Origin of the sequence: Shigella sp. FC1967 (genome assembly GCF_001743005.1) — a bacterium.
Lineage (GTDB): Bacteria > Pseudomonadota > Gammaproteobacteria > Enterobacterales > Enterobacteriaceae > Proteus.
Genome location: NZ_MIIZ01001214.1, coordinates 1 through 475, shown reverse-complemented (window position 1 = coordinate 475; position 475 = coordinate 1). Strand labels below are relative to the sequence as shown.

Here is a 475-nt window from a genome sequence, read left to right as displayed (position 1 = left end):
TGATCCGCACCTTTGATGCTCTAGTGACACAACAACATCAAGAGAAACTCAGTGATAAAGTGCAGGCGGGTGTGATACTACTGGAATCAATGTCTAAAAGTTTAAATTTCTCGAATTCATCAAAGTTAGGTGCTTATCAAAAATTACAGGCCATGGCGGGCTTACCTGAGTTGGCGCCTGTTTATGCGATTGATGCGCCAAGTGGTTCCATGGATGGCTCCAGTCGTCCTACTGTGGCTTTATCAACACTGATTAAAAAAACACAATTTACCCATTTCAGCACCACAGGCATTTAAAACGTTTAGCCGAACTCGGTATTGTTGAGCGCTTATCACGTCCAAGCACGAAAAACTGCTAACAAAACTAAAGAATTTTGGTCTGTTACGGCAAGAGGTTGTCAGTTTGGGAAGAATATGACCAGCCCTAATAATCCTCGTGAAACCCAACCGCACTTCTTTGAGAGTAAAACGGATGA

1 pseudogene is annotated in these 475 nt (G+C 42.7%); it reads left to right on the top strand.

Features of this window, described 5'->3' with window-relative positions:
* Window positions 1-475: pseudogene (locus BHE89_RS20380) on the top strand (KilA-N domain-containing protein); the annotation flags it as partial.